General features: G+C 64.3%; 18 protein-coding genes and 1 tRNA gene. 8 read left to right on the forward strand and 11 right to left on the reverse strand.

Annotated features, from left to right (window positions below):
- Nucleotides 1–94: 94 nt before the first annotated feature.
- A complete protein-coding gene (gene typA, locus G0P99_RS00245; RefSeq protein ID WP_164126605.1) occupies nucleotides 95–1,915 on the forward strand; it encodes a translational GTPase TypA in 1,821 nt (606 codons plus the stop codon).
- A gap of 36 nt (nucleotides 1,916–1,951) precedes the next feature.
- Here typA and G0P99_RS00250 read toward each other — a convergent pair whose 3' ends face one another.
- From G0P99_RS00250 to recA, 4 genes are all read right to left on the reverse strand, one after another.
- Nucleotides 1,952–2,299, reverse strand: coding sequence for a DMT family protein (locus tag G0P99_RS00250; RefSeq protein ID WP_164126607.1), 348 nt, complete (start codon nucleotides 2,297–2,299; stop codon nucleotides 1,952–1,954).
- A 10-nt stretch (nucleotides 2,300–2,309) separates the two neighbouring features.
- Nucleotides 2,310–2,597, reverse strand: coding sequence for a DUF1330 domain-containing protein (locus G0P99_RS00255; RefSeq protein WP_164126609.1), 288 nt, complete (start codon nucleotides 2,595–2,597; stop codon nucleotides 2,310–2,312).
- Nucleotides 2,598–2,601: 4 nt separating this feature from the next.
- Nucleotides 2,602–5,274, reverse strand: coding sequence for an alanine--tRNA ligase (gene alaS / locus G0P99_RS00260; protein WP_164126611.1), 2,673 nt, complete (start codon nucleotides 5,272–5,274; stop codon nucleotides 2,602–2,604).
- Between the two features lie 148 nt (nucleotides 5,275–5,422).
- On the reverse strand, nucleotides 5,423–6,484 hold the full coding sequence (gene recA, locus G0P99_RS00265; RefSeq protein ID WP_164126613.1) for a recombinase RecA: 1,062 nt from the start codon (nucleotides 6,482–6,484) through the stop codon (nucleotides 5,423–5,425).
- 192 nt (nucleotides 6,485–6,676) lie between these two features.
- Here recA and G0P99_RS00270 point away from each other — a divergent pair, with 192 nt between their 5' ends.
- On the forward strand, nucleotides 6,677–7,270 hold the full coding sequence (locus G0P99_RS00270) for a gamma-glutamyl kinase (RefSeq protein ID WP_164126615.1): 594 nt from the start codon (nucleotides 6,677–6,679) through the stop codon (nucleotides 7,268–7,270).
- A 6-nt stretch (nucleotides 7,271–7,276) separates the two neighbouring features.
- On the opposite strand, the gene G0P99_RS00275 is transcribed toward G0P99_RS00270, so the two are convergent.
- From G0P99_RS00275 to guaB, 5 genes are all read right to left on the reverse strand, one after another.
- The gene (locus G0P99_RS00275) at nucleotides 7,277–9,583 is read right to left on the reverse strand and encodes an ATP-binding protein (protein WP_370462665.1); all 2,307 of its coding nucleotides are present in this window, start codon (nucleotides 9,581–9,583) and stop codon (nucleotides 7,277–7,279) included.
- Nucleotides 9,584–9,688: 105 nt separating this feature from the next.
- Nucleotides 9,689–10,864, reverse strand: coding sequence for an RsmB/NOP family class I SAM-dependent RNA methyltransferase (locus G0P99_RS00280; protein ID WP_164126617.1), 1,176 nt, complete (start codon nucleotides 10,862–10,864; stop codon nucleotides 9,689–9,691).
- Entirely contained in the window at nucleotides 10,861–11,604 is a 744-nt protein-coding gene (locus G0P99_RS00285; RefSeq protein ID WP_164126619.1) for an SDR family NAD(P)-dependent oxidoreductase, read from the reverse strand. The genes G0P99_RS00280 and G0P99_RS00285 overlap by 4 nt, the downstream gene beginning before the upstream one ends.
- On the reverse strand, nucleotides 11,601–12,383 hold the full coding sequence (locus G0P99_RS00290) for an MBL fold metallo-hydrolase (RefSeq protein ID WP_164126621.1): 783 nt from the start codon (nucleotides 12,381–12,383) through the stop codon (nucleotides 11,601–11,603). Before G0P99_RS00290 ends, G0P99_RS00285 begins: the two co-directional genes overlap by 4 nt.
- Nucleotides 12,383–13,831, reverse strand: coding sequence for an IMP dehydrogenase (guaB, locus tag G0P99_RS00295; RefSeq protein WP_164126623.1), 1,449 nt, complete (start codon nucleotides 13,829–13,831; stop codon nucleotides 12,383–12,385). Before guaB ends, G0P99_RS00290 begins: the two co-directional genes overlap by 1 nt.
- Before the next feature lie 174 nt (nucleotides 13,832–14,005).
- Here guaB and G0P99_RS00300 point away from each other — a divergent pair, with 174 nt between their 5' ends.
- The 5 genes from G0P99_RS00300 to G0P99_RS00320 all read left to right on the forward strand — a co-directional run bounded on the left by G0P99_RS00300 (nucleotide 14,006) and on the right by G0P99_RS00320 (nucleotide 18,863).
- The gene (locus G0P99_RS00300) at nucleotides 14,006–15,163 is read left to right on the forward strand and encodes a CaiB/BaiF CoA-transferase family protein (RefSeq protein WP_164126626.1); all 1,158 of its coding nucleotides are present in this window, start codon (nucleotides 14,006–14,008) and stop codon (nucleotides 15,161–15,163) included.
- Between the two features lie 89 nt (nucleotides 15,164–15,252).
- Nucleotides 15,253–15,687 (forward strand): hypothetical protein, encoded by a 435-nt coding sequence (locus G0P99_RS00305; RefSeq protein WP_164126628.1) that lies wholly within the window; start codon nucleotides 15,253–15,255, stop codon nucleotides 15,685–15,687.
- Between the two features lie 139 nt (nucleotides 15,688–15,826).
- Complete coding sequence (locus G0P99_RS00310; protein ID WP_164126630.1) at nucleotides 15,827–17,872, forward strand: ASKHA domain-containing protein; 2,046 nt, start codon at nucleotides 15,827–15,829, stop codon at nucleotides 17,870–17,872.
- Nucleotides 17,873–17,894: 22 nt separating this feature from the next.
- Nucleotides 17,895–18,752, forward strand: a complete 858-nt coding sequence (locus G0P99_RS00315; RefSeq protein WP_164126632.1) for a class I SAM-dependent methyltransferase — start codon at nucleotides 17,895–17,897, stop codon at nucleotides 18,750–18,752.
- Nucleotides 18,753–18,789: 37 nt separating this feature from the next.
- Nucleotides 18,790–18,863 (forward strand) — tRNA-Gly (locus tag G0P99_RS00320).
- A gap of 246 nt (nucleotides 18,864–19,109) precedes the next feature.
- Here G0P99_RS00320 and G0P99_RS00325 read toward each other — a convergent pair.
- Nucleotides 19,110–19,676 carry a hypothetical protein gene (locus G0P99_RS00325; RefSeq protein WP_239059617.1) on the reverse strand — a complete coding sequence of 189 codons (567 nt, stop codon included), beginning with the start codon at nucleotides 19,674–19,676 and terminating at the stop codon, nucleotides 19,110–19,112.
- A 331-nt stretch (nucleotides 19,677–20,007) separates the two neighbouring features.
- Here G0P99_RS00325 and G0P99_RS00330 point away from each other — a divergent pair, with 331 nt between their 5' ends.
- Nucleotides 20,008–20,424: a hypothetical protein gene (locus G0P99_RS00330; protein ID WP_164126636.1), complete on the forward strand. Its 417-nt coding sequence runs from the start codon at nucleotides 20,008–20,010 to the stop codon at nucleotides 20,422–20,424.
- Between the two features lie 48 nt (nucleotides 20,425–20,472).
- On the opposite strand, the gene G0P99_RS00335 is transcribed toward G0P99_RS00330, so the two are convergent.
- Nucleotides 20,473–22,092 carry a long-chain-fatty-acid--CoA ligase gene (locus G0P99_RS00335; RefSeq protein WP_164126638.1) on the reverse strand — a complete coding sequence of 540 codons (1,620 nt, stop codon included), beginning with the start codon at nucleotides 22,090–22,092 and terminating at the stop codon, nucleotides 20,473–20,475.
- Between the last annotated feature and the right edge of the window lie 63 nt (nucleotides 22,093–22,155).

Genomic DNA, 22,155 nt, shown 5'->3' on the forward strand with positions numbered 1-22,155 from the left:
GCGGCGATATTCCGCAGTTTCGATGCATTTTCTCTGGCCTTTGTCCGCCTGTCGGGCTATGCGCCGGGCCAACTCCCTTACAAAGGCTGACCTCATGGACCTGCGCAATATTGCGATCATCGCTCACGTGGACCACGGCAAGACCACCCTGGTGGACGAGCTGTTGAAACAGTCCGGCGCCTTTCGCGAGAACCAGGCCGTGGCCGAGCGCGCCATGGACAGCAACGATCTGGAACGCGAACGCGGCATCACCATTCTTGCCAAGGCGACCTCGGTCGAGTGGCAGGGCACCCGCATCAACATCGTCGACACCCCCGGCCACGCCGATTTCGGCGGCGAAGTCGAGCGGATCCTCAGCATGGTTGACGGCGTGGTTCTGCTGGTCGATGCCGCCGAAGGCCCGATGCCGCAAACCAAGTTCGTGACCTCCAAGGCGCTGGCCCTGGGCCTGCGCCCCATCGTGGTACTGAACAAGGTCGACAAACCCGATGCCGAGCCGGACCGCGCGCTGGACGAGTGTTTCGATCTTTTCGCCAACCTTGGCGCCACGGACGAGCAGCTCGACTTCCCGCATCTTTACGCCTCGGGCCGCTCTGGCTGGGCCGACGAAACGCTGGAAGGCCCGCGCAAGGATCTCAACGCGCTTTTCAGCCTGGTCGTGCGCCACGTGCCCGCCCCGGCCCAGATCGCGCGCAAGGACGAACCCTTCCGCATGCTGGCCACCACGCTGGGCAGCGACCCGTTCATCGGCCGCATCCTGACCGGCCGTGTGGAAAGCGGCACGCTGAAAACCGGCGAGACGCTCAAGGCGCTCAGCCGCAAAGGCGAGCTGATCGAGAACTTCCGCGCCTCGAAAATCCTCGCCTTCCGGGGTCTGGGTCAACAGCCGATCGATGTGGCCGAGGCCGGTGACATCGTCACCATCGCCGGGATGAGCAAGGCCACCGTGGCCGACAGCCTGGTGAACCCGCAAGTGATCGAGGCACTGCCCGCCCAGCCGATCGACCCGCCGACCATCAGCGTTACCTTCGGCATCAACGACAGCCCGCTTGCAGGCCGCGACGGCAAAAAGGTGCAAAGCCGTGTCATCCGCGACCGCCTTATGAAAGAAGCGGAATCGAACGTCGCCATCCGCGTCACCGACACGCCGGGCGGCGAGGCGTTCGAGGTCGCGGGCCGGGGCGAACTTCAGATGGGTGTGCTGATCGAGAACATGCGCCGCGAAGGGTTCGAACTCAGCATCTCGCGCCCGCAGGTCCTGTTCCGCGAGGAAGATGGCCAACGGCTGGAGCCGATCGAGGAAGTCACCATCGACGTGGATGACGAATTCACCGGCGCGGTGATCGAGAAAGTCACCGGCGCGCGCAAGGGCGAACTGGTCGAGATGAAGCCCGCCGGCACCGGCAAGACCCGGATCATTGCGCATGTGCCCTCGCGCGGTCTCATCGGCTATCACGGCGAGTTCCTGACCGACACGCGCGGCACTGGCGTGCTGAACCGCGTGTTTCACGCCTGGGCCCCACACAAGGGCCCGATCCCGGGACGCCGCGCGGGCGTGCTGATCTCGATGGAGAACGGCCAGTCGGTGGCCTATGCGCTCTGGAACCTCGAAGAGCGTGGCCGCATGTTCATCGGCCCGCAGGCGGATGTCTATGAGGGCATGATCATCGGCGAGCACAGCCGCGACAACGATCTCGAAGTGAACCCGCTCAAGGGCAAGAAACTGACCAACGTGCGCGCCTCGGGCACGGACGAGGCGGTGCGCCTGACCCCGCATATCCAGTTCAGCCTCGAAGAGGCGATTGCCTATATCGACAATGACGAACTGGTAGAAGTGACGCCGAACTCGATCCGGCTGCGCAAGCGCTTCCTTGACCCGCACGAGCGCAAGCGCCAGTCCAAGGCGGCAAGCTGAACCAATAAAGGGCGCCCCGGTGGCGCCCTTTTTCGTTCAGAACGGCCCGCGAAACACGAACCACGCCCCCAACGCGATGAAGCCGAACCCAATGGCGTGATTTACGGTCAGCGCTTCCTTCAGGATAAGCACGGAAAACCCGGCAAAGACGATCAGGGTAATGACCTCCTGCATCGTCTTCAGTTCCGCCGCCGTATAAACGCGGTGCCCAATCCGGTTGGCAGGCACCGCAAGGCAGTATTCGATCAGGGCAATGCCCCAGCTAACCAGAATGACCACGGCCAGCGGTTTGCCGGGGAATTTCAGATGCCCGTACCACGCGAATGTCATGAAGACATTCGAGGCTGCCAACAACACCAGCGGCAGCAGATGCGCGGGCGTCATCCCCGGCCTGTCATTCGCTGGTCTCGACCACCATCAACTCGCGTTCCGAGGCGCCGCGCGCATGGCTCAGCGCCTCCTGATATTCAGGCGAGTTGTAGCAATCGACGGCCGCTTCGACCGATGGAAAGCGCGCCACCACGTTGCGCGGCCGCTCCTTGCCTTCGAGCTGCACGAACCGACCGCCGCGCGCGATGAAGGTGCCGCCATGCTTGGCGATGGCGGGGCCGGCCAGCGCGGCATATTTGCCGTAAGCCTCGGCATCGGTCACCGTCACATGTGCAATCCAGAGTGCGCCCATCGTCTTATCCTCCCAGAACCTGTTCGGCGGCCTTGATTGCCGCATCCGCGTTGCCTACGTCCTGACCACCGCCCTGCGCCATGTCGGGGCGGCCACCGCCACCCTTGCCGCCAAGCGCCGCGACCGCCGCCTTGACCAGATCCACAGCAGAAACGCTGGCCGTCAGATCCTCGGTCACGCCAGCCGCTACAGCGGCCTTGCCCCCGGTATCAGCAATCAGCAGCACCGCGCCCGAGCCGATGCGACTCTTGTGTTCGTCGATCAGCGCCGGCAGATCCTTGCCCGACACTCCCGACAGCACCTGCGCCAGGAACGGCACACCGCCCACCTCGCGCGTCTCGGCACCGCCACCCTGCCCGGCCCCACCGGCCATGGCCAGATCGCGGCGCAGCTGCGCCACCTCGTTTTGCAACGCCTTGCGCTCGTCCAACAGCGCCCGCACCCGCTCAGCCACCTCGGCCGGTTGCGCCTTGAGCATCGCGGTTACCTCGGACAGACGCGACACTTCCTGCGACAGGTGCTCATAGGCCGCCTGCCCGGTCAGCGCCTCGATCCGGCGCACCCCGGCGCTCGACGCGCTATCGCCCAGGATCACGAACATGCCGATATCGCCGGTCTGTGCCACATGGGTGCCGCCGCACAGCTCGATCGACCAGGTCTTGCCATCGGCGCCCTTGCCGGTTTCGGCCCGGCCCATCGACACCACCCGCACCTCGTCGCCGTATTTCTCGCCAAAGAGCGCCTGCGCGCCGATGGCGCGGGCATCGTCGGGGGTCATGATCCGGGTCTCGACCTTGGAATTCTGTCGGATGAACCGGTTCACCTCGGTCCCGACCTGGGCCAGTTCCGCCTCGCTCAGCGCTTTGGCATGGCTGAAGTCGAAGCGCAGCCTGTCAGCCGCGTTCAGCGAGCCGCGCTGCGCCACATGATCGCCCAGGGCCTCGCGCAGCGCTTCATGCAGCAGGTGCGTGGCCGAGTGGTTGGCCCGGATGGCACCGCGACGGGCGTGATCCACCTCCAGCTCGACCGCATCGCCTTTGGCCAGCGTGCCGCGCTCCATCGTGACCTTATGGGCATAGACCTTGCCATCGGCGAATTTTCGCGTGTCCTCGACCAGGGCCACGTGATCTCGGTTCTCCAGCCGACGGATTACGCCGGTATCCCCCACCTGGCCGCCCGCCTCGCCATAGAACGGGGTCTGGTTGGTCACCACCCAGCCGCTGCCGCCCTCGGCGATCTTGTCCGCCCGGGCCCCATCAACCACCAGCGCCAGCACCTGGCCTTCGGCCTTTTCGGTGTCATAACCCAGGAAATCGGTGGCACCCGCAACATCCAGCACGTCGAACCACACGGCATTATCCGCCGCCTCGCCCGAGCCGGCCCAGGCGGCGCGCGCCTTTGCCTTCTGCTCGGCCATGGCCGTGTCGAACCCGTCGGTATCCACCTTGCGGCCCTTTTCGCGCAGCGCGTCCTGCGTCAGGTCCAGCGGAAAGCCATAGGTGTCATAAAGCTTGAACGCCGCCTCGCCCGGCAGCGGCGCGCCCTCGGGCAGCGCGCCCAACTCGTCATCCAGCAGTTTCAGACCACGATCCAGTGTCTGCTTGAACCGGGTTTCCTCCAGCAACAGCGTTTCCTCAATCAGCGCCTGCGCCCGGCCCAGCTCGGGATAGGCCGCGCCCATCTGGCCCACCAGCGTGCGCACCAGCCGGTGCATCACCGGATCCTTTGCGCCCAACAGGTGGGCGTGCCGCATCGCCCGCCGCATGATCCGGCGCAGCACATAACCGCGCCCGTCATTGCTGGGCATCACCCCATCCGCGATCAGGAACGAGGTCGAGCGCAGGTGATCCGCGATCACCCGGTGATGCACGTTCTGATTCCCATAGGGATCGGCGCTGGTGGCATCTGCCGAGGCCTCGATCAGCGCCTTGAACAGGTCGGTGTCATAATTGTCATGGCTGCCCTGGAGCAGCGCGCCGATCCGTTCCAGCCCCATGCCGGTGTCGATCGACTGCATGTCCAGATCGATCATCGAGCCGTCCTCGAACTTCTCGTTCTGCATGAAGACGATGTTCCAGATCTCGATGAACCGGTCGCCATCCTCTTCCGGGCTGCCCGGAGGGCCACCCCAGATATGGTCGCCATGGTCATAGAAAATCTCGGTGCAGGGGCCGCAGGGGCCGGTCGGGCCCATCTGCCAGAAGTTGTCCGAGGTGGCGATGCGGATGATCCGGCTCTCGGGCACGCCCACCTTCTTCCAGATCTCGAAAGCCTCGTCATCGGTGTGATAGACGGTGGTGTAAAGCTTGTCCTTGGGGATGTCGAAATCGCGGGTGATCAACTCCCAGGCAAAGGGGATCGCCTCGGACTTGAAGTAGTCGCCAAACGAGAAATTGCCCAGCATCTCGAAAAACGTGTGATGCCGCGCTGTATAGCCCACATTGTCCAAATCATTGTGCTTGCCGCCTGCCCGCACACATTTCTGCGCGGTGGTGGCGCGGACATAGTCGCGCTTGTCCACCCCGGTGAAGCAGTTCTTGAACTGCACCATGCCGGAATTGGTGAACATCAGCGTCGGGTCGTTGCGCGGCACCAATGGGCTGGAGGGGACGATCGTATGCCCCTGTTTGGCGAAATAGTTCAAAAAGGTCGTTCGGATGTCGTTCAGGCTGGGCATTCTGGCTCTCTCGGCGCGAAATCGGCAGGGTCTGCGCTGGTTTAGCGGCAGCCCGGCCCCCTGTCCACAGCCCCCGTCGTCGCAAAGGGAAAAGGCGGCCCCGCAGGACCGCCCTCGTCTTTCTTCCAAAGCGTCGGCGCAGACCGCCTCAGGCCTCGAGGATATCGTCGTCGCTCGATCCCATGTCGAATTCCAACCCGTGCGAGGCGCGGATCTTGTCTTCGATCTCCAAAGCTATCTTGCTGTTTTCCTTCAGGAACGTCTTGGCATTTTCGCGGCCCTGGCCGATCCGTTCGTCGCCATAGGAATACCAGCTGCCGGATTTTTCGACCACGCCCGCCTTGACACCCAGATCCAGCAATTCGCCGGTCTTCGAAATGCCCTCGCCATACATGATGTCGAACTCGACCTGCTTGAAGGGCGGCGCCACCTTGTTCTTGACCACCTTGACGCGGGTGGCGTTACCTACCACCTCGTCACGGTCCTTGATCGAACCGATCCGGCGAATATCCAGACGCACCGAGCTGTAGAATTTCAGCGCGTTGCCTCCGGTGGTGGTTTCCGGGCTGCCGAACATCACGCCGATCTTCATCCGGATCTGGTTGATGAAGATCACCATGCATTTCGACCGGCTGATCGAGCCGGTCAGCTTGCGCATGGCCTGGCTCATCAGACGGGCCTGCACACCGACGCTGGAATCGCCCATGTCGCCTTCGAGTTCCGATTTCGGGGTCAATGCTGCGACCGAATCGACCACGACCATGTTGACCGCACCCGAGCGCACCAGCGTGTCGGTGATCTCCAGCGCCTGTTCGCCGGTATCGGGCTGGCTGATCAACAGCTCGTTCAGATCGACGCCCAGCTTGCGGGCATATTGCGGGTCGAGCGCATGTTCGGCATCGACAAAGGCGCAGACGCCGCCGCGTTTCTGCTGCTCGGCGATGCAATGCAGGGTCAGCGTGGTCTTGCCCGAGCTTTCCGGCCCGTAGATTTCGACGATCCGGCCCATCGGCAGGCCGCCGATCCCCAGTGCAATATCCAGCCCCAGCGAGCCGGTCGAGCTTGCCTCGATTTCCTGGATGGCATTCTCGCCGCCCAGTTTCATGATCGAACCTTTGCCGAACTGCCGTTCGATCTGGGCCAGAGCGCTGTCCAGCGCCTTTTGCTTGTCCGCGTTCTGTTTGCTGCTCATTGTCAGAAGATCCGCCATAGTCCTGTCCCCTTCCTTGTGTCACACGCCGTCCCGGGCGGCAATCGCTGCTTTGTTCACCTCTTGTTCCTTATGAGATCAAAAAGGGAACATTTCAAACGAAATCTTTCCTATCCGAGCTTTTTCCATTTGTGTTAAAGAGTGGTTTACGATCAAAAAATACTCTGCCGAGCAGGATAAATCGGGTGTTAGATGCTTGTTTTCTTTAAGGAACGTCTGGTTCTTCTTTCGGTCCCCAAGACCGGCACCACAGCGTTCCAATCGGCGCTGCGGACGCGGGCCGACATTGTGATCTCCGATCCGCCCGAGCTGAAACACGCGCCGATCTATCGCTATGACCGGTTCTTTCGCCCGATCTTTTCCAAGATGTTCGGCGTCGAGATGGAGATCATGGCGGTTGTGCGTGAACCGATCGACTGGCTCGGCAGCTGGTACCGCTATCGGCAGCGCCCTTTCATGGAAGGCAAGCCGAACTCGACCCATGGTATCCCCTTCGACGACTTCGTGACCGCCTATATGCAGGGCAAGCGCCCGCCGTTTGCCAATGTCGGCAGCCAGTTGCGCTTTCTCACCCCTCGCCCGGGTGGATGCAGCGCGACACATCTGTTCAAATACGAGAATCAATCCGGCATTATCGCGTTTCTCGAAACCCGCCTCTCCACCGCGATTACCCTGCCGCGGGAAAACGTTTCTCCGGCAATCGAGCTCGCACTGGATTCCGGCATTGCCGAGCGCTTTCGCCGGAAATTCGCCGAAGAGTTCGAGCTGCACGCGCGCGCGATCTGAACGACCTCAGTGCAGTTGCTGTTGCACCGTTTCGGTGAGTTGGTTCAACGAGAACGGCTTGGGCAAAAAGACCGAGTTCGGGATGTCCGCCTCGGAGTCGCCAAAGGCACCTTCGGAATAACCTGACACAAAGACGACGCGCACCTGTGGCCGCTCGGCCAGGGCCTGGCGTACCCAGGTCGGACCATCGAGACCCGGCATCACCACATCTGTCACAAAGACATCCACCGTCAGGTCGGGATCTTCCAGAAGACGCAGCGCATCCTCGGCCGAATCCGCCTCCAGCACCGTGTAGCCACGCAATCTCAACGCGCGCGAGGCAAAGGCCCGCACCGGCGCCTCGTCCTCGACCAGCAGCACGACGCCGCCATTATACCGGTCGGCGGACTTGTCCCGGACCACGGCCTCGGGCGCAGGGGGCAACTGACGCGCCTGAAACGCCGGAAAATACAGGGTGAACTCCGTGCCCTTGCCCAGCACGCTGTCGACAAAGATATAGCCGCCCGTCTGTTTCACGATGCCATAGACGGTGGACAGGCCCAGTCCGGTCCCCTCGCCCGTGCGCTTGGTCGTGTAAAAAGGCTCGAAAATCTTTTGCAGCTTGTTGGGTTCGATCCCGATGCCCTCGTCCCGCACCTTGACGGTGACATATTCGCCGCCGGGCAGGGTCGCCCGGTCCCGCTCCAACGGTTCGTTCAGGGTGATGACCTCTGTCTCGATCCGGATTTCGCCGCCCTTCGGCATCGCGTCGCGGGCGTTCACGACAAGGTTCATCAGAACCTGTTCCAGCTGGCGCTTGTCGGCCCGGACGGACTTCAGCGCCGGGTCGTGGCTCAGCGTCAGGGTGACCTTTTCGCCCACCAGCCGGTTCAACAGGTGAATGAGGTCCGACAGGGTGTCGCGCAGGTCCAGCACCTCTGGCCGCAGCGTCTGCTTGCGCGAAAAGGCCAGCAACTGGCTGACCAGCGCCGCCGCGCGGTTGGCGTTCTGGTTGATCTGGACCAGGTCGCCGTAATCCGGGTCTCCATGATCATGCCGCAGCAGCAGCAGGTCGCAATGGCCGGAAATGGCGGTCAGAAGATTGTTGAAATCATGCGCAACGCCCCCGGCCAGCTGTCCCACGGCCTGCATCTTCTGGCTCTGCACGAACTGCGCCTCCAGTGTCTTCAACTCGGTCGCGTCGTTCAGCACCGCGATCAGCCCCTTTTCACCATGGTTGGTGATCGGGCTCAGGGTCACCTGGACAAACACCTCGCGATCCCGGCCCGACAGGCGCAGAAACTCGGACCGCGGCGCCGCGGTTTCGTCCAGCGCCTGGCTCAGCCAGTCCGGGATCGGGCGGCCAAGACCCTGCATCAACTGCTCCAGCGATGTGTCCGGCTCAACCGGCCCGCCAATCAGATCCTGCGCCATCCGGTTCGTGTCCAGAATCCGTCCGGTTGGGGAAAGCCGCATCATCGCCACGGGCAGCGTCGCGAAATCCGGGCTGTGCCCCTTTTCGATCTTCCCCTTGACCGGGATCAGGAACAGCTCTTGCCGGCCGGGGCCGCTGGCAAGTTCCACGATGATGGCGGGCGCGGCGCCATCGGCAACCGTGACATGGTTTATCTCGTCGACCCGGTAGGGCATCTGCACAAACAGCCGGTCTAGCGATTTGACCCGCGACCCGATAAAGCTCCGCGCCGCCTCGTTCATGAACAAGATCGCGCCGCCCCGTCCGATTGTCAGCATCGGCAAGGGCAAGGTATCGGCGCGGCTGGCGGCGGCGGACCGGTCAGAGATATCTTCGACCCGCCACAGAAAGGCGTCGCTGCCCAACGTATGGACAGACAGGCGGATATGGCCGCGCCGGGTCACGATATCCTCGCGCGCATTCCCCTCCAGCCGCGAGCGCACCTGCAACCGGTAGAGGACCGCCGATGGATTGCCAAAGATCGCCCTCAGCGTCGCTGCCAGTGTCTGGTCCTGTGTCCCCGAAAACCGCTCGGATGCGGCCAGGTTGCGCGCCTGGATCAGCCCGTCGTCATCGGTGACGAAACTTGGCGTCGCATCCTTTTCGATAAAGCCCGAGAGAAGATCCCGCACCTGCCCTTTCACCCCGCGCTGTCTGCGCAGCCGCAGCGCCAGCCAGGCGGTGACCAGGATCGTGGATGCCCCCGCCGCGATCAAAGCCTTGCGGGCGAAATCGGGCATTTCCCAGAACCATGCCAGGCCCAACGCCGTCACAGCCAGAATGAGCAGCACCGCAATCCGCGCGCCCGCGCCGCGCTGACCATTTGGTGTCGACAGGATCGAGGCGGTAAGATCGGTCACAATCCGGCTCCGTCGTCTGAATCACTCGTGTTTGTCGCGCACCCAAGGTTAAGCCCGCTTTAACGCGCGCTTATTTTGTGCTGCACACTCTCCTTTAAGTTGATATTACCTGACGCCCACTCGCGTCAATACCGCCAGAAAGAAACCATCGGTTCCATCCAGAACGGTCCAATGTTCCTGGTTGCTCAAACGCCAGTCCGTGTGTTCTGCCAGGAAATCGGCAACAACGTCACCGTTTTCGTCATGCAACATCGAACAGGTGGCATAAGCCAGCACCCCATCCGCCGCGACCAACTCTGCCGCGCGCTGCAATATCGCCCGCTGGATGCGCCCAAGGTCCGCCAGCCGCTCCGGGCTCAGCGCCCATTTGCCATCTGGCGCCCGCCGCCACGAGCCGCTGCCGGAACAGGGAACATCGGTCAGCACCAGATCAAAGGGCGCCTCCCGGTCCAGGCCCTCGGTCGCAAGCAGCCGCACCTTGGCACCTGCCCGCGCCGCGCGCTCGGGCAGATCGCGCATGCGTTGCGGGGCCGCATCATGGGCCAGAACCTCGCCTTGCATGCGCGCGGCAAGTGCCAGCGTCTTCCCGCCACCGCCCGCGCAATAGTCCAGAACCCGTGCCCCTGGCCGCAGTGGCAGCCGCGCCACGATCGCCTGACTGGCGGCATCCTGCAACTCGACCAAGCCATCCAGATAGGCCTGCGACCGGGCCAGCTGGCGCGCGCCCTCCGTCACCTCAAGCGCGGTTTCGCAAGCCGGATGGGTCACTGCCGTGATCCCGTCAGCAGCCAGGGCGGCAATCGCACCGGCCCGGTCCGTGCGCAACAGGTTGGCCCGCAGATGCAGCGGTGCGCGGGTCTGCATGATCCGCCCCGCCTCTTCGGCGCGGGCACCCAGTGCGGCCTGAAACCGGGGCCAGAGCCAGTCAGGAATATCCGCCGCCTCGGCGCCGGATGCAGGATCGTGCGCCGTGGCGCGCTCCGCCTCTGTTATCGGCTCCGGCGCATGCCCCGCGCCCGAGAACAAGCCATCCACATCACCGCCCTGCGCGCGCACCAGCCCGATCATCAGCCCGCGCCCGGTCGCAGCCCCCCCAAGCGCGGCCAGCGACCGCCGCCCGCGCAGCGCGTCGAACACATGGTCGCGGATCGCGGCGCGATCCTTGGACCCGGCAAACCGTGACCGCCGCGCCCAGGTGGTCAGCGCCTGTTCGGCGGGCTTGCCCTCCAGGATCTCGTCCAGGATCTCGATAGCGGCCTGCACCCGCGCCCCCGGCGTCATGCCTTGCGCTCCTGAAGGATATTGCCGCCGTCGACCACAATGACCGCGCCATTGACATAAGACGCGGCCTCCGAGGCCAGAAACGCGGCCACTGCCGCCACCTCCTCGGGGGTTCCGGCCCGCCCCGGCGGCGTTGCCCGGGCGGCGACCAGCTCCTCGGCGGTCGAGGCGCCCGTGGCGATCCAGCCGGGCGCCACGGCATTCACCGTCACCCCATGCGCGGCCTGCTCCAGCGCCAGCGCATGGGTCAGGCCGACCATCGCCGCCTTGGCGGCGGAATAGGCCGCTTCGCCCGGGTTCGACACCATCGGGCCGGTAACCGAGGCCATCATCACCACCCGCCCCCAACCGGCCCGGACCATGTCGGGCAGAAAGGCGCGTGTCGTCAGAACCGCGGTTCGCAGGCTGGCGCCCATCGCATGATCCCACTCTTCAATGGCCATCTCCAGAAACCCAGCTTGCAAAGCCGGTGCGCCGACCGAGCCCATCCCGGCATTGTTCACCAGAATATCGACCGCGCCGACCGCCGCGCGCAGCCGCGCCACCTGATCGACCTCAGTCAGATCGGCGACATGCGCCGACACGTCCAGCCCCTCCGCCCGCAGCGCGGCGGCCCGCTCGTGAATACGGTCCGTGGTCGCACAGATGGCCACCCGGCATCCGGCCCGGCCAAGCGCACGCGCGCAAGCCAGCCCGATGCCATCAGTGGCCCCGGCCCCGGTGACCAGCGCCCGTTTCATAAGGGGGTTTTCCGGTATCCCGAACCGTCGCGCTCCAGCCGCGCGAACTTGGCGCCGATCATGTGGCTGCCGGCCCAGACCAGCCCCTTGTCCGCGATCTCGGCCAGCGCCGCGCGTCGGCTGGCCAGTGCCAGCGGTCCGTCGACGTCATACTTGGTCGCATTCTCCGGATCCGGCAGTTGCAGCGCCTCTGAATGGATGATGTCCCCGGCCAGAACCAGATCCTCGCCGATTTTCAGACCCATATGACCGGGCGTGTGACCCGGCAGGGCCCAGACCGCAATGCCATCTCCCAGATCCGCGTCATCCTCGACACAGCAAAGGGCGTCGCCACAGGCCGTCAGCACCTGCGCGCCCAAGCCCTCGGTGCCGCGCCAATGCGCGGCCTCGCGCGCATGCACCACCACCTCGGCCGCGGCATAGACCGGCGCCCCGTCCACCAGCGCGCCACCGCAATGATCGCCATGCAGATGGGTATAGATCACCCGGCTCACGTCGGACGGCGCGATCCCCATCGCGGCCAGCCGCTCGGGCATCTTGCCCCCCGCCGGGCCAAAACCCGCGCCACAACCGGTATCAACCAGCCAGACCCGGCCATCGTCATGCCGCAGCACATAGGCGTTGAACTCGGTCTCGGCCCCACCCAACCCGGCAGCGGCCAGCAATTCGGCCTGCCGCTCACCGGAAACCTGGGGAAAGACATCCGCGCCAAAGGTCAGCCCGCCATCGATAAGGCAGGTGATCCGCCACGGACCCGCTCTGAATGTTTCGTCCGCCATCAGCCGATCCGGTAGTTGGGGCTTTCACGGGTGATCTGCACGTCATGGACGTGGCTTTCCTTCAACCCTGCGCCGGTGATCTTCACGAACTGGCAGTTCTGCCGCATCTCGGCCACGGTGGCGCAGCCTGTATAGCCCATCGCCGCGCGCAGGCCGCCCACCAGCTGGTGGATCACCGCACTCGCCGAGCCCTTGTAGGGCACCTGCCCCTCGATCCCTTCGGGCACCAGCTTGTCGCTGGCCGCATCTTTCTGGAAGTAGCGGTCGGCCGAGCCGCGCGCCATCGCGCCAAGCGACCCCATGCCACGGTAACTCTTGAAGCTACGGCCCTGATACAGAATGACTTCTCCCGGGCTTTCATCGGTGCCCGCGATCATCGAACCGACCATGGCACAGGACGCGCCCGCCGCAATCGCCTTGGCGAAATCACCCGAGAACTTGATGCCGCCATCGGCGATCACCGGCACGTCGCCCGCCGCACCCGCGCAATCCATAATCGCGCTCAGCTGCGGCACGCCCACGCCCGCCACCATCCGCGTGGTACAGATCGAGCCCGGCCCGATCCCCACCTTGACCGCATCGGCGCCCGCGTCGATCAACGCCTTTGTCGCCTCGGCGGTGGCCACGTTACCCGCGATCACCTGAACCGCGTTCGACTGCGCCTTGATCCGCTTGACCGCCTCGATCACGCCTGCCGAATGGCCATGCGCGGTATCGACCACCACAATATCGACGCCCGCATCGATCAGCGCCTCGGAGCGGGCAAATCCGCTGTCGCCCACCGAACTGGCCGCCGCCACCCGCAACCGGCCCAGCTCGTCCTTGCAGGCCGTCGGGTTCAACACCGCCTGTTCGGTGTCCTTCAGCGTCAACAGGCCGGTCAGCCGCCCCTTGCCATCATGCACCAGCAGCTTTTCGATCCGCCGCGCCCGCATCAGGCTCTTGGCCTGATCCAGATCCGCGGGTTCGGCCAGCATTGCCAGGTCGTTGGTGGTCATCACCGCGCTCACCGGCATGTCATCGCTGGTGGCGAAGCGCATGTCGCGGTTGGTGACGATGCCGACGATATGGCCCTTGTCGTCCACCACCGGAAAGCCGGTAAAGTTGTACCGTTCCACCAGCGCCCGCGCATCCGCGATGGTCTGGTTCGGCTTCAGGGTGACCGGGTTATAGACGATGCCGCTTTCAAACCGCTTCACCCGGCGCACTTCGCGCGCCTGTTCCTCGATCCCGAGGTTCTTGTGAATCACGCCCATGCCGCCCGCCTGCGCCATGGCAATCGCCATGCGCGCCTCGGTCACCGTGTCCATGGCCGAGCTCAAGAGCGGAATGTTCAGCTTGATCTCGCGCGTCACCCGTGTCCTGGTATCGGCCGTCGAGGGCAGCACCGACGAGGCCGCCGGAACCAGAAGAACGTCGTCAAAGGTGAGAGCCTCACGAATCTGCATATGCGGTCCCCATGCATTATCCCGTTTGGCGGTGACCCTATGGCACAGATGTCCGGCAGGGGAAAGGGCCAGAGGCGAGAAAACCCCGGGCCTATCCGAACCTGATCTGTGTCAAGGCACTGTCACCCTGCCGCGCTATCGCTAGGTGTGCGCAAACAGACAAAGGAACAGCCCATGCCCGGCCCCCTCGATGGCACCCTAATCCTCGACCTGACCCATGTGCTGGCCGGACCCTATGCCAGCATGACGCTGGCCGATCTGGGGGCGCGCGTGATCAAGGTCGAACGCCCCGGCACCGGCGACGACACCCGCGCCTTTCCGCCGTTCAAGGACGGCGAAAGCGCCTATTTCGCCGCCATCAACCACGGCAAGGAAAGCATCGCGCTGGACCTGAAATCGCCCGAGGATCGCGCGATCTTCGACCGGCTTCTGGCCCGCGCCGACATCCTTCTGGAAAACTACCGCCCCGGCGTGATGGAGCGTCTTGGCTATGGCTGGGAGGCGCTGAATGCGCGGCACCCCAAATTGATCTATGGCGCGGTCTCGGGCTTTGGCCATACCGGCCCCGAGGCCGAGCGCCCCGCATATGACATGGTTGTCCAGGCGCGCGGCGGGGTGATGTCGATCACCGGCGAGCGCGACCGCGAACCGGTGCGCGTCGGCGCCTCGATCGGCGATATCGTGGCGGGCATGTTCCTGGTGCAGGGCGTGCTGGCGGCCCGGCTTGAGGTCGAGCGCGGCGGCAAGGGGCAGAAGATCGACATCTCCATGCTCGACAGCCAGTTGGCACTGTTGGAACATGCCATCGCCATCACCACCGTAACCGGCGAACCGCCGCGCCCCTCGGGCGCGCGCCACCCCTCGATCACCCCGTTCGAAACCTTCCATGCCGAGGACGGCCTCTTTGTCATCGCGGCCGGAAACGACCCGCTCTTTGCCAAGCTGTGTACCGCGCTTCAACTGCCGCTCGCCGGTGATCCGCGCTTTGCCACCAACCCGGCCCGCTGCCAGAACGCCCGCCTCTTGAAACGCCTGATCGAGGCGGTGACGCTCGACCGGCCCAAGGCGCACTGGATCGACCTGCTGACCCGCGCGGGCGTCCCCACCGGACCGATCCAGAACGTGGCCGAGGTCTTGCAAGACCCCCAGATCCGTGCCCGCAACATGGTGGTCGACATTCTGGACCGCGACGGCGCCCCGGCCTATATCGCTGCCGGCAACCCGATCAAGATGTCGGCCCTGCCCGACCCCAAGACGCGCGCGCCCGCACCCGCGCTGGATGAAAACCGCGCCGCGATCCTTGCGTGGCTCGACCGGGCGCCAGAGGGCTGAAACCACGAGCCATACCACCCGCGATGGAATTTTCTGCCAAAACCGGGTAACCTGACCCTCAGGCTGGCACCACACAAGGAGCGAACCGGATGGCGGAATTTGTCGTTCACCATGCCGAGGGTCTGGTCCGGGTCACCTGGCACTCCGAGCTTCAGGCGGTCTATCTGAAATGGTACAGCGAATATGATGAAGGAACCCGCGTCAGAGACGCGGTTCTGGCGGCGCTGGCCTGGGTGCGCACCAACAAGGTCGAACACTGGGTTGCCGATGTCTCGACCTCGCCACATGCGCTTTCCGAACGTGACTATGAATGGGTCAGCAGCGACGCTTTTCGCGTCGCGATCCTCGATTCGCCATTGCGGAAGTTCGTGCTCATCCCGCCCCTGCCCGACTCCGGCCAGAACGATGCCTGGGTTGCCGATTGGGAGGCCAATACCCTGTCCCGCTTTGGCGACCGTGTCAGTGCCCGGGTCTGCACAACGCTGGACGAGGCCCGCCGCTTCCTGACAATGTCCCCGGCCTGACCCCGGCTAAACCCGCATCCAGACCACATCTTTTTCACCTGAATGCCGCCCCCGGGCAGGAAAATGCCGCCCACCGCCTTTCCGCTGGCGCAAAACACAATATGGTCGCGCACAATCGGTACTCCGGAAGGCAAAAGTCATGAGCAGCGATCCCCTCGTCGTATTCACCCCCTCGGGCAAACGCGGGTACTTCCCCGTTGGCACACCGATCCTGACGGCCGCACGGCAGTTAGGCGTCGATCTCGATTCGGTCTGCGGCGGGCGCGGCATCTGCTCGAAATGCCAGATCACGCCGTCATATGGCGAATTTCCCAAACATGGCGTCACCGTGCGCGACGGCGCGCTCAGCGAATGGAACGCGGTCGAACAGCGCTATCAGGACAAGCGCGGCCTGAAGGAGGGTCGCCGCCTGGGCTGCCAGGCCACCGTGCAGGGCGACGTGGTGATCGACGTCCCCCCCGAAAGCCAGGTCCACCGCCAGGTGGTGCGCAAGGCCGCCACGGCCCGCACCATCACCATGGACCCGGCCACGCATCTCTATTTCGTCGCGGTCGAGGAACCCGACATGCACGAGCCGACCGGCGATCTCGAACGTCTGCAACGCGCGCTCAAGGCGCAATGGGGCATTGGCGAGGTCACCGCCGACCTGTCGCTGCTGGCCAAACTGCAACCGGCCCTGCGCAAGGGCGAATGGAAGGTCACCGTCGCCCTGCACAAGGGACACAATGACACCAGCCACCGGATCCTGGAAATCTGGCCCGGCTATTCCGAGGAACGGATCTATGGCCTTGCCATCGACCTCGGCTCCACCACCATCGCCGCCCACCTGTGCGACCTGCGCAATGGCGAGGTCAAGGCCTCCTCCGGCCTGATGAACCCCCAGATCCGCTTTGGCGAGGACCTGATGAGCCGGGTCAGCTATTCGATGATGAACCCCGGCGGCGACCGCGAGATGACGGCGGCCGTGCGCGAGGCGATCAACGACCTCACCCGCTCCATCGCGGCCGAGGGCGGCATCGAACCGCGCCAGATCGTTGAAACCGTGTTCGTCTGCAACCCGGTGATGCACCATCTGCTCCTGGGCCTCGACCCGGTGGAACTGGGCCAGGCGCCCTTTGCGCTCACCACCTCGGACAGCCTGTCGTTGCCCGCCCGCGAAATGGGTCTCGATGCGATGAACCCGCGGGCGCAGGTCTATATCCTGCCCTGCATCGCGGGCCATGTGGGTGCCGACTGCGCCGCCGTCGCGCTGTCCGAGGAACCCGGCAAGTCCGAGGATCTGGTGCTGATCGTCGATGTCGGCACCAATGCCGAGATCCTGTTGGGCAACACCACCCGAGTGCTGGCCTGTTCCTCGCCCACCGGCCCCGCCTTCGAGGGCGCGCAGATCAGCTCGGGCCAGCGCGCCGCCCCCGGTGCCATCGAGCGGATCGAAATCGACCCCGTCACCAAGGAACCCCGCTTCCGCGTCATCGGCTCCGACAAATGGTCCGACGAAGAGGGCTTTGACACCGATATCGCCACCACCGGCATCACCGGCATCTGCGGTTCCGGCATCATCGAGGCCGTGGCAGAGATGCGCATGGCGGGCCTCTTGGACGAAAGCGGCCTGATCGGCTCGGCCGAGCAGACCGGCACCCCCCGCTGCGTGCCCGAGGGGCGCACCCATTCCTACCTCTTGCACGACGCCTCGGAAACCGGCGGCCCGCGCATCACCGTGACCCAGGGCGACATCCGCGCCATCCAGCTGGCGAAATCGGCGCTTTATGCCGGTGCGCGCCTGTTGATGGACGAGATGGGGGTCGAGCGTGTCGACCGCATCGTGCTGGCCGGGGCCTTTGGTGCCCATATCTCGACCAAGCATGCGATGGTTCTGGGGATGATCCCCGACGCGCCGCTCGACAAGGTCACCAGCGCCGGCAATGCCGCCGGCACCGGCGCCCGCATCGCCCTGTCTAACATCGGCGCCCGGGCCGAGATCGAGCGGGTCGTGCGCGAGATCACCAAGGTCGAAACCGCGATCGAACCCAAGTTCCAGGATCATTTCGTGGCCGCCAACGCAATCCCGCACAAGACCGACCCGTTCCCGGACCTCTACTCGGTCGTCACCCTGCCCAAGGTGTCCTTCAACACCGGCGGCGGCGATGACGACGGGTCTGGCCGCCGCCGCCGCCGCAGGGCATGATGCCCCCCGAAAGGGAGGCGCCATGACAGAGACAAACCAGGACCAGGCCGAGTATTGGGGCAAATCCGACTCGGGCATGAAGTGGCTCACCTTTGAACAGCAGATCGCCGCCTCTTTCGCGCCGGTCGTCGATCTGCTGCTCGACCACGCAGCGCTGGAACCGGGCCAGCGCGTGCTGGATATCGGCTGCGGCCTGGGCGACGTCACCCTTGCGGCCGCCCGCGCAGTGGGGCCAACCGGCCACGCGCTGGGCGTCGATATCTCGGCCCCCTTCCTGGACCGCGCCCGGCAGCGCAGCAGTGGAATGGGCAACGTGGAATACGCCCTTGCCGATGCCCAGACCGAGCCGTTTGCCCCCGCCGACCGAGACGCGATGATCTCGCGCTTTGGCATGATGTTCTTTTCCGACAGCGTGGCGGCCTTTGCCAATATCGCCGACGCCCTGAAACCCGGCGGTCGCATGACCTTTGCCGCCTGGGGGCCGCTGGCTGTGAACCCCTGGTTCTACATCCCGCACCGCGCCGCAACCGACCATCTGGGCCAGCCGCCCAAGGTCGACCGCAACGCGCCCGGACCGCTGGCGTTTCACGACATCGACCGGGTCATCGGCATGATGGCCAAGGCCGGACTGACAGAAATCGAAGCGCAGGCTGTCGAAATGAAACTGACCCCGCCCGGCGGGCTCACGGGAGCCGCCGCACTCTGCACCCGCCTGGGGCCCGCGGCGCGGGTACTTGCCCATTTCGGCGGCACATCGGAGGACGAGACCACCATCCAGGGCGCCGTCACAACAGCCCTGACCCCCTATCTCGACGGCGACCATGTTCGCCTGCCCGCCACCATCAACCTGTTCCAGGCCCGACGCGCCGGAACCGCTTGACGCCGCTTCGACACTTGCGTATTCGATCCCGGTGAGCGCGGGTATGGTGTAGTGGTAGCGCGCCGGCTTCCCAAGCCTGAAGTGCGGGTTCGATTCCCGCTACCCGCTCCAACTGCTTGCATCTCTGCCGAAATCTCCGCGTTCCGACGGTACCGGTCTTCTGACCGACCGAGTCATTGTCGTCCACCCAAGACCTCTCGGACATTTCAACGCGGTGGCTCTTCAGATCAATGACAGGACAGTTAACTGCCGGAACTGGCGGCGTAATGGCCTTGATACCTCTCCCCCCGCCGTCGGACGGCCAAAGTTGTTCTCGAAGCGGAGGAAAACCGTGAAATATCGCCAATAATCTGGTCACTACGGGCAATACCTGATGTTGAGACCGAAGGTGGAGTCCAGTTCTACACCGACGAGGCGATCTTTCAGGCGGTCCCACCTGATGGTCGGCCTGAATGAGGAAGATACCGCCGATTTCAACCTCCTCCTGCAAAACGTCATGGGGTAGAGCAGTTCGGACATGATCCTGGTCTGATCCCTGCCCGTCAGAAACGAACCCGCTCGCCAAGATCTGGAAGTCCGGAACACCATCACCGTCGACATCGTCCCTGATACGGCTGGCGCCACCGGCAACCGCGACGCGAAGTTCCCCAACGCAAAGGCACTGACCGTGACACCACCGGTCGCGATCCCATAGCTGGCCGTGTCTCTATCGTCGCCACTGCTCAGAGAGTCGGCCCGCAGGCCACCGATCACGATGTCATTGCCGGTTCCGCCCTCCAGCGTATCGCCGCCCTTCAGGCCGCTGAACGGATCGTCGCCGATGCCACCATCGTCGATGAACGACCGCCAAAAATCGAGAATGATTGCACCAGTCGTCGTCAGAACCGCCCTGCGAGCCTCCTGAAAACCTGTTTTCCGCGACAAGAAATACAACGCCGCTTATGGACACACCGTGTCGTTCAAACGAACGCCGGATCAAGAAACCATTTCTACCTGATCCCAAAGACAGCCTGGGTACCAATATGCCGGCCCGCAAGCAGTTCCGTCCCCTGAACGGCCATCCGGGCGCCTGCACCTTTACCCAAGGCGACCCGTCTGACCTTTGCGGGCAAACCATCGGACGCTCGAAAACAGAAACATTAATCTCTCAAATAATTGCATGTTAAATTTCTCAATGAACCCCCGGTTGCTTTAACTTGTTCACCAATCTATGCCCCTATCTTGTTGCAAGACAACGCAAGTTACGGAATAGAAAATGAAAAACAAAAAACTCCCGGGTTTTCTGGCCATCGGCGCTCTGCTCGCGGGCTGCGCCCAATCCCCCAACCAGGTGGCCAGCAGCTATGTCAGCCCCAATACCTATGACGGACGCTCCTGCGCAAAACTGATGGAGGAGCGCAACGAGATTGTCAGCCGCGTGAACCAGCTGACCCAGGACCAGAAAGAGGCCGCCACAACAGACGCCGTCCTGACCGGAGTGGCCCTGGTCCTGTTCTGGCCCGCGGCCATCGGGCTTGCCGCGACCAAGGACAACGCCACTGCCCTGTCGTCGGCCAAGGGCAACTACGACGCGATCACCGCCAAGATGCGGGAGAAGGGCTGTGCCCTGCCCGCCGAAACGCCGGTCAACACTGCACCCGCCCCGGCAAAGCCCAAACGCTCCTGGGAATAAGAAACCTGCCGTGTCTGCCCATGCCCGGGACCTGCCCGGGCAGGGGCGTTAACCGGTCAGCGCATCCTTGAACTGGTCACGCAGGGTGCGTTTCAGCACCTTGCCCGTGGCGTTCAGCGGCAGCGCGTCGACAAATACCGCCCTGTCCGGCACCTGCCATTTGGCGATCTTGCCGTCGAAAAACTCCAGCAGCTCCTCTTCGCTGGGGTCTTCGCCCTCGGCCTTGACCGCCACCAAGAGCGGGCGTTCGTCCCATTTGGGATGCGGCACACCGACCACGGCGGCGGTGGCCAGCTTGGGATGGGCCACGGCGATATTCTCCAGCTCGACCGAGCTGATCCATTCGCCACCCGACTTGATGATGTCCTTGGACCGGTCGCGGATGGTCATGTATCCATCGGGGTCCAGCGTCGCCACATCGCCGGTGGCAAACCAGCCGTCCTGCAAGACGGCCGTGTCCTGCATCTGGAAATACCCGTCCAGCACCCAATGCCCGCGCACCATCAGATCGCCCTGCGTCACCCCGTCATTGGGCAGCGTGTTGCCATCGTCATCGACGATCTTCAGCTCGACCCCATAGGGCGGCCGCCCCTGGTTCTCGCGCAGCTTGTGCTGCGCCTCGACCGGCAGCGCCCGGTGTTTGGCCAATGGCTGGTTGGTGGTGCCCAGCGGGCTCATCTCGGACATGCCCCAGGCATGGATCGTATCCACGCCATAAACGTCGCGGAAGGTGGCGATCATCGACGGCGGGCAGGCCGAACCGCCGATCACTGTGCGCGTCAGGCTCTCCAGCCTGCTGCCCTTGGCCTTGGCCACCGTCAACAGCCCCTGCCAGATCGTCGGAACCCCCAGCGCAATGGTGACGTCATAGGTGTCGATCAGCCCCACCAGCGCATCGCCATGTAGGTCCGGCCCCGGCAGCACCATGCTGGCGCCCACCATGGCGCAGGCATAGGGCGTGCCCCAGGCGTTGACATGGAACATCGGCACCACCGGCAGCACCACATCAGCAGCCGAGAAGCCGATACAGTCGGGCGTGTTCGAGCCGAAACTGTGCAGCATGGTCGAGCGATGCGAATAAAGCACGCCCTTGGGATGTCCGGTGGTGCCCGAGGTATAGCACAGGCTCGACGCGGTGCGCTCGTCCAGCTCCGGCCAGTCGAACCCGGCATCGCCCGTCTCGATCAGCTCGTCAAAGAACTCCAGCCCTGGAATCGCCGCCGCGGCCGCATCATCGCGCGGCCCCATCAGCACCAGATGCTCGACCCCGACCAGATGCTCGCGGATGCCCGCGATCAGCGGCACAAAGGTGGCATCGAAAAAGATGACCTTATCCTCGGCATGGTTGATGATATAGATCAGCTGCTCGGGGAACAGGCGCGGGTTGATCGTGTGCAGCACGAACCCTGCCCCCGACACCCCGTAATAAAGTTCCAGATGACGCCGGTTGTTCCAGGCCAGCGTCGCCACCCGCGCCTGCGGCGCCAGCCCCAGCCGCGTCAGGGCCGAGCCCATGCGCCGCGCATTGGCCGCGATCCCGGCCCAGCTCGTCTCCTCGATCCCGCCGCCGGTGTTCACCGACCAGATCGGTGTCTCCCGGTGATAGCGTGCGGCATGGTCGATCAAAGACGAAATCACCAGCGGCTGCGTCATCATCTGTCCGAACATGGACATCTCCTCTCTTTGCTCCGCGCACCGGCTACCGGTGGCAGAGCCTCCCATTGTTCACAA

The organism is Ruegeria sp. PrR005 (assembly GCF_010500245.1).
GTDB lineage: Bacteria > Pseudomonadota > Alphaproteobacteria > Rhodobacterales > Rhodobacteraceae > Ruegeria_B > Ruegeria_B marisflavi.

What these genes read in the sequence shown, in the direction of transcription:
- typA (WP_164126605.1), top strand. Translation starts at nt 95, where the DNA reads ATGGACCTGCGCAATATTGCGATCATCGCTCACGTGGACCACGGCAAG.
- G0P99_RS00250 (WP_164126607.1), bottom strand. Translation starts at nt 2,299, where the DNA reads ATGACGCCCGCGCATCTGCTGCCGCTGGTGTTGTTGGCAGCCTCGAAT.
- G0P99_RS00255 (WP_164126609.1), bottom strand. Translation starts at nt 2,597, where the DNA reads ATGGGCGCACTCTGGATTGCACATGTGACGGTGACCGATGCCGAGGCT.
- alaS (WP_164126611.1), bottom strand. Translation starts at nt 5,274, where the DNA reads ATGCCCAGCCTGAACGACATCCGAACGACCTTTTTGAACTATTTCGCC.
- recA (WP_164126613.1), bottom strand. Translation starts at nt 6,484, where the DNA reads ATGGCGGATCTTCTGACAATGAGCAGCAAACAGAACGCGGACAAGCAA.
- G0P99_RS00270 (WP_164126615.1), top strand. Translation starts at nt 6,677, where the DNA reads ATGCTTGTTTTCTTTAAGGAACGTCTGGTTCTTCTTTCGGTCCCCAAG.
- G0P99_RS00280 (WP_164126617.1), bottom strand. Translation starts at nt 10,864, where the DNA reads ATGACGCCGGGGGCGCGGGTGCAGGCCGCTATCGAGATCCTGGACGAG.
- G0P99_RS00285 (WP_164126619.1), bottom strand. Translation starts at nt 11,604, where the DNA reads ATGAAACGGGCGCTGGTCACCGGGGCCGGGGCCACTGATGGCATCGGG.
- G0P99_RS00290 (WP_164126621.1), bottom strand. Translation starts at nt 12,383, where the DNA reads ATGGCGGACGAAACATTCAGAGCGGGTCCGTGGCGGATCACCTGCCTT.
- guaB (WP_164126623.1), bottom strand. Translation starts at nt 13,831, where the DNA reads ATGCAGATTCGTGAGGCTCTCACCTTTGACGACGTTCTTCTGGTTCCG.
- G0P99_RS00300 (WP_164126626.1), top strand. Translation starts at nt 14,006, where the DNA reads ATGCCCGGCCCCCTCGATGGCACCCTAATCCTCGACCTGACCCATGTG.
- G0P99_RS00305 (WP_164126628.1), top strand. Translation starts at nt 15,253, where the DNA reads ATGGCGGAATTTGTCGTTCACCATGCCGAGGGTCTGGTCCGGGTCACC.
- G0P99_RS00310 (WP_164126630.1), top strand. Translation starts at nt 15,827, where the DNA reads ATGAGCAGCGATCCCCTCGTCGTATTCACCCCCTCGGGCAAACGCGGG.
- G0P99_RS00315 (WP_164126632.1), top strand. Translation starts at nt 17,895, where the DNA reads ATGACAGAGACAAACCAGGACCAGGCCGAGTATTGGGGCAAATCCGAC.
- G0P99_RS00330 (WP_164126636.1), top strand. Translation starts at nt 20,008, where the DNA reads ATGAAAAACAAAAAACTCCCGGGTTTTCTGGCCATCGGCGCTCTGCTC.
- G0P99_RS00335 (WP_164126638.1), bottom strand. Translation starts at nt 22,092, where the DNA reads ATGTTCGGACAGATGATGACGCAGCCGCTGGTGATTTCGTCTTTGATC.